5 protein-coding genes are annotated in these 6,329 nt (G+C 48.6%); all 5 read left to right on the top strand.

Annotated features, from left to right (window positions below):
* Positions 1-168 precede the first annotated feature (168 nt).
* The 5 genes from HOP58_RS12440 to HOP58_RS12420 all read left to right on the top strand — a co-directional run bounded on the left by HOP58_RS12440 (position 169) and on the right by HOP58_RS12420 (position 6,110).
* The gene (locus HOP58_RS12440) at positions 169-1,071 is read left to right on the top strand and encodes a hypothetical protein (RefSeq protein ID WP_234260441.1); all 903 of its coding nucleotides are present in this window, start codon (positions 169-171) and stop codon (positions 1,069-1,071) included.
* Positions 1,072-1,209: 138 nt separating this feature from the next.
* Entirely contained in the window at positions 1,210-2,409 is a 1,200-nt protein-coding gene (locus HOP58_RS12435) for a hypothetical protein (protein ID WP_234260440.1), read from the top strand.
* Between the two features lie 968 nt (positions 2,410-3,377).
* Positions 3,378-3,839 (top strand): hypothetical protein, encoded by a 462-nt coding sequence (locus HOP58_RS12430; RefSeq protein WP_234260439.1) that lies wholly within the window; start codon positions 3,378-3,380, stop codon positions 3,837-3,839.
* A gap of 156 nt (positions 3,840-3,995) precedes the next feature.
* Positions 3,996-4,274, top strand: coding sequence for a hypothetical protein (locus HOP58_RS12425; protein WP_234260438.1), 279 nt, complete (start codon positions 3,996-3,998; stop codon positions 4,272-4,274).
* A 945-nt stretch (positions 4,275-5,219) separates the two neighbouring features.
* Positions 5,220-6,110: a tetratricopeptide repeat protein gene (locus HOP58_RS12420; protein WP_234260437.1), complete on the top strand. Its 891-nt coding sequence runs from the start codon at positions 5,220-5,222 to the stop codon at positions 6,108-6,110.
* Positions 6,111-6,329 lie beyond the last annotated feature (219 nt).

The following is a 6,329-nucleotide window of genomic DNA, read 5'->3' as shown; positions in this document are numbered from 1 at the left end:
AAGGACAAGCGCAAGGCCGGCACACCTTCAACAACCATGAAATAACCCAGCGGGCCTAGGGGGTCACTTTTATTTCGGCGTTCTACGCCCAAAGGGGGTCACTTTTCAGTCGGCGTTGACAACTATGCGGGTATCGACCCCTATCAGCAACTCTGTGAGGATGCTGAGTTGGTTCAGCATCTGGATTCTCAGGACAAAAAATTCTACGAAACGAATGACTGGTGGTGGGATCACCAAAGGATACGCTTCCTGAGAAGTCAGTTAGGGCTCTCTGTGCTGTTGTTGGCTGTGCCAGTGCTGTATTTTTTCTTCTTGTTGGCTTTTCCGTTTTATTTGTCGATTTTAGTGGTGGAGCCGATCTTCGATTATAATGAGTTTCTTGGTATGCTAGCCATACTGCTAGTTTCAGGTGGTGGGTTTGTAGGTGCGATGATAATAGGTGCATATACCTGCCAGTCGGTAATGAATGGGATTGTCCGGTTAGTTGCTTTCTTGCTGACGCCTTTTCATAAAATCATCGTTCGCCGCGCTGATCGCTATATGGAAAAGCGATGCAGCGAATTCAATCGCCAGACGGGTATGATCAGCTTTGTTATGAAGGAGCACCATCAGCCCTTGGTAGTTCCCTTCGTCGAGCTTGATGGCTATGTGGAGCGTGTGGTGCAGCGTGGCGGTATCTTCTATCGGTTGATGTTCGTGCACCGCTATACCGGCAAGCAGTTCAACCAGACCTCACTCAGCACCATCGTCGATCACAAGCATGAGGTGCACGCCCTATGGGACATGCTGCAACGCTACATGGACGTGAGCCAGCCCATGCCCGATTTACCTCGCCTGGAGCCCTTCCGTCATCTCGACCCCACCACTGCCGAGCATGACCGCCAAACCGGCCGAAATCCACGCTACTGGCGAGATCTGGATCTGGAGGCCTGGAAGGCAGGCGAGGGCGCAGATCACCTCAAGGCGCAAATCGACTACCCCTGGTCCCGCCAGCGCTGCCAGCTCACCCCGCAGCTTGGCAAGGTGGAGATGTCGACCTACAAGGAACAGCTGAAGGCCGCGGTGGCATGAGGGGAGCCAGCTCCTTCTGCTATGGCCCCGGTGCTTACCGGCTTGGGGCCGTGACTTCTATACAGCTGCAAAAATGCTTGGTGGACTTCATGACGCCCAGCGATAGGGTTCGTCAACCCTGCTACCAGGGGATGTGAAATGGCCCGGCGATGGGTTGTCATTTCGTTGTTGCTTCTTCTGGCTGTTGGCTATGTTGTTGGCGGCAGCGGAATGTGGGATAGGGTTAGCAATGACTTCATGAAGGAAGATAAGCCCTATGGACCGGGCGATTTTCGTATACGTGACGGTCAGGTGCTTTCCATGAAGCTGACCAACCCTGAAATCACATTTAAGCCACGAGAGGAGCGAAGCGACCCAAACCGGGCTGAACCAAGCGAGCCTTGGATGATGGATGTAGGCGAGTTTGTCAATCGACGCTCAGTGCGTATCTTGGGCGGCAACCTGGAGGGCGAAATCACTAGGCGCTTCGAGGAACCTGCTCAGCGGGCCGATTGGTGGTTGGCGCCGGATTGGAGCACTCTCTATCTGACCACAGGCTGGTCAGATCGGGCTGCGGAATTACCACCTGGCCAAAGCTACCGTCCTGAGCTCACTCAGCTTTTCAAGTCCACTGACCAAGGCCAGGAATGGGAAAAGCTCCGCTGGCCTGAGGACCAGAACATTACCTTCCTGCGCTTTATCGATGCTCAGTGCGGCTATCTGATCGGCTGGGGGCCCAGAGTATGGCGCACGAGAGATGGCGGTGATCATTGGGATGAGCTGCCGGTGCCCGAAGGCTCCCGCAATCCGGAGAACCCTCGCCAGCAGTTCGACTTGGTAGCGCTTGGCCAGGACCACGTGCTGCGCATGGCGTTCTATGATCACGCCGCCGATGTCAGCCGCATCCACGCGCTGCCTTGGGGAGAGGATATTTCCGAGCAAGTTTTCACTATCCCCGGTCACGTCGTAATGGATATCGCTGCCAATACGGAAGGCAATGTCTACGTGCTGGCTACTCAAGGTGCTCCATACTTCTCGCTTCCCTCAGATGAGCGAGGCGCGCCTCGACCAAGCGTCGTATGGAGCTGGAATGGCGACACCTTGGATAAGCTGCACGAGTTTCCGCCCGAACTGAAGGGCTATGCACTGTATCTCACCCCTAGTGGGGGGCTCTTGTTCGACGGCGTCAATGAATCCACTCTGCTGGGTAATGATGTTGTCGCAGTGAGTTACGACGGGGGAGGCAGCTGGAAAATTCAAGATGAGGGGCGCAGTGCCCAGGGGGGGTATTACGACGTCCAAACCGGCACCCGTTGGCGAGTGACAGGATACTCGCTCTACCAACGAGAGATTCCCTGAGCGTGTGATAGCTATCTCACGGGCGACTTCCTCATTCTTGGCGAGCTTTGCGTTATTTCCTTTGGCTCGGGAAGACACCTGTTGTCTTCCTTGGCGGTAGCGTGGACAAGCCAGCCACTACGGTGATCTGCTTGAGCTCGCCTGGCATGCCTACGGCAGCGGCCTCGCCCATAAGCTAATGGAGAGTAGCTTAGCCTTAGCTACGACGGCACCAACCGTCTGGTACGGCTGACCCGCACCTGTGCCATGGAGCGACCGAAGGAGCCCGCTATCGCTAGGGCGCCCTCGGCCGGCTCAGCTTTGCACGGGATAATCCTATTCGGGTTGATATACAAATCATAAGGCACTTGTTCCATAACAGATTGTATAATGATTTTTGAAGTTTTGGAGGATGAGGACGGCACGGTACTGTCTACTGTGGAAAATATAGTCGAATTAAAAAATAAAGGGCTGCTTTCAAAGGTTATGAGGTGGCAATGATTAAACCCCATCATAAAATGGGGTGGGAGCCATATGAGCCCGAAAAGCTATGATTGTAAATGGGGTGGCTTGTCCGATGAGCCCCGTTAGATTGAGATATGCACCCCACAGGATAGGTAAATGAGGTCAAGTAAAGAGTATTGGGAAAGTCACTGGGTCGAAGCTCTTGCGATGCTTCCCTCTTATCTGTTTCTTGCGATTCTCATTTCCAAGCTCAATCTTCTATTATGGATTGCGGTGATATTTTTTGCACAATATGTTCTTAGAGGAGCTTACAGGTATGTCGTTATAGAGCGAATTTTTCTAGAGGGGATGGCAACTCGAATGCAAAGATCAATAATTTTTTTCTGCTCTCAGTTGCTTGTGTTAGGTGTTGGAGTTTTTATAGTCGGTTTTAGGTTTTGAGCCTTGGAGTCACAGATGGACACAGCGCTAAAAAATAGCAGCAACGCCATCGACGACCCCCTATCAAGGGTAGGTGTGTACAGATGAGAAAAATGCTAAGAATCACGATGGTTGTTGTGGGGCTTGTTGCTGGCGCTATATTTATTTCAGGGTTTTTGGTCTTTCAGCATCTATTTGATTTTAGCGCGCGTATAGTTGGAGATGTATGCATTGATCAAGTTTTTATGAGGGATGAATACAATTTTATAGGTTGCGGTAATGATAGACTTCTTGTGCCGAATGTTTCTGAGTGGATAGTTGGAGATGCTCTTCTCTATGGTATTGCTATGGACGCCGACAGAAATCGATATTTTATAATAAGCGTCGAAGATAGCTCGGTGATACTGTTCGAGTCCCGCCTGGAGTTTAGTCGTCGACTGGATAAGTTAGAGTTGCCATCCTACAGTATAAGTGATTCTGAAAATATGGCTCATTTGCTCTATGGGGCTGGAAGAAACAGAATTTTCCCTACAGAAGAAGGTTGTTGCGTTCCTTGGCGTCGTTAGGAAGGTAATATGCAGGTAGCATTCACTTGGAGTCAACCGCATGACGTTTCCAATGGAACGCCTTGGATAGGTTTACAGCCCCGCGCTATTATACTTTCTACAGATTGGTGCATTGCGTGATTTTTTAAAGATATTTGAATATTGGGTGATGGGGATATGAAATTCGACAGTTATTTTGATCTTTTGCTATTGCATCGGGTTTTTCTAGAAATAAAATTCACTGAAAACCCGCATGATCGTGATGTCACTGTGAGCCCCCAGGTGGCAAAAATATCTAATCAGATAGTTGATGAGATCATTGAGCTTTTGGAGAAAAGTGAGAATAAAAAAGAAGCAAATGGTTGGAGAGTGTGGAGAAGTTCTTTAAAAGATCGTGCGCGAGAGAAAGAAGTTATAAATAATAATATTGAGGCCCTCAGGGAGAGCAATGTTTGATATTCTATTTCTGAGGTGGAGAAACGAGAAATAATTAAAGAGCTTGCGGCTCCATTTCAAATATCTGACGACGAGGTTGATGAATTTTTAGCATGTCAGAGTCCCGGCTGATCAATTGTCCCGGTAAAACTCCGGGTGATTTTCCTTCATTTTTTATCTCTTGCAAAATTTGTAAATAAGGCGTTTGTTCGGGTGTGGTCGTATATAAAGGGGGCGGGCGTGTCAGCGGGTGAAGAAAATTGAGCGGTGGTAGGTATTCGGCTATATTTATTATGGTGGCGATTGTATCAACTCCGATAAATATATATATTTTTAATCATTGGCTGGCTGTTTTTCTAGCTATTTTGATTTTTGTCCCTATGCTTGGGGGTAGGCCGGGGTTGGAAAAAAGTTTAATAAATGCTATGTTTTTTGGTTTTTATACATCGGCCTTCATATCGCTCATCATATCGCTGCAGTATTACCACCCCTAGTTCGGTGCTATGGTTCAATGCGCAACATTTAAATGTGAGAGGGAGTGCCGGATGTGGGTGAGCTAAAGAAATTGGGCTGGTTTTACAGACTGCTTTGTGGTCTGATTTCTTCTTTTTGTCTTATAGCTCTTCTGGGATTCTTGCATTTGGACGTGATGAAGGGGTTCATGCTCATGTGTTGATCTTTGTTGCGGTTGTAGGGCTGTTGTCGTATATATCACTAGTTATTTTTTTGAAAGGTTATCCGCCAAGTTTCTTGAGGTGGACGGCGGGGAGAAAGTGAACTGTGTTGTAGAGGAGCGTAGAGGCAGTGGGATGCCGTGTGGGTGTGATGGTAATAATGCTAAGGGGGACTTTACATATCTCGTGCTTTTTATATGTGAATTTGAATGGTCTCGCGAGGAAGAAGTTAAGCCCGGTTTGTTTTTGATCAATTGGGTGGCCTGATGAAAGATAGATGTGGGAGTGCTACGTGAAGGCAAAGGTGCTTATTTTGATAATATTTTCTTTCTCTGTTGGTTGTATTGTTTCTCCACAAGTCTTTTCTGAAACCTTGGAGGAGGGAAAGGCAGCATACGAAGATGAGAAGTTTTCTACTGCGTTTCAGATTTTCCTCACCCTCGCTGAGGAAGGGAACAGTGAGGCTCAGAGCTTGCTGGGGGGAATGTATTTAAGAGGGCAGGGAGTAACCCAAGACTTTTTACGGGCAGCAGAGTGGTTTAGACGCTCCGCTGAGCTTGGAAATCCAGTTGCTCAGAATAATCTGGCATGGATGTACGAGGTAGGCAGGGGAGTAGAGAAAGATTACCAAGAGGCTATGAGATGGTACCGCCTTGCTGCTGGAGAAGGAATGGCTGGAGCACAGCAAAATTTAGGGCTGATGTTATTTTACGGTAGAGGGGTTGATGTTAATTATTCAGAAGCGGCGCAATGGTTTAGTTTGTCAGCAGAGCAAGGGCTGGCTAAATCAAAAGAATATCTTGGTAATATGTACTATTACGGTGCAGGAGTTGCGGCTGACTATGAAGAATCAGCTAGATGGTTTAGGTTAGCTGCAGAGCAGGGGGAAGTAATCTCACAATATCAGCTAGGTGTGCTGCATACGAATGGAGAGGGGGTGCCACAAGATGATGTCATTGCTGCAGAATGGTTTTACAAAGCTGCTGAGCAAGGTGATTATCATGCCCAGTACAACCTGGGCGCAATGTATGAGAATGGCCGGGGGGTGAGCCAGAATTACGAGGAGGCAGTCAAGTGGTACGCTTTGGCTGCTCAACAAGGTCTAAAAGAGGCTCAGGAAGTCTTATTTGAACTAGCGGAGAATGATATTGAGGCAGCTATAGGTGTTGTCAGTGAGAAATGAAAGAAATGGAAGTAACCATCAAAACCAACCGACTTGGTCCCATAGGCAGCCGCTATGGAGATCTTCCTGAACTCGCTTGGCATGCCTACGATAGCGTCTACTTGTATTGCTTCATCGCCCTCGGCCTAGGCATTGAGCTCACCTTGTCAACGTCAGTGAAGGTTGTCCGCTTTTGATCAGTGTCTTTTAGCGGAATAGATCCAGCTTGATACGCGTCCG

The sequence above is a fragment of the Halomonas sp. MCCC 1A11062 genome (assembly GCF_021404355.1).
In the GTDB taxonomy this organism is placed as follows: domain Bacteria; phylum Pseudomonadota; class Gammaproteobacteria; order Pseudomonadales; family Halomonadaceae; genus Halomonas; species Halomonas aerodenitrificans.
Note: the sequence above shows the minus strand (reverse complement) of the source record. Positions and strands in the feature narration are given on the sequence as shown.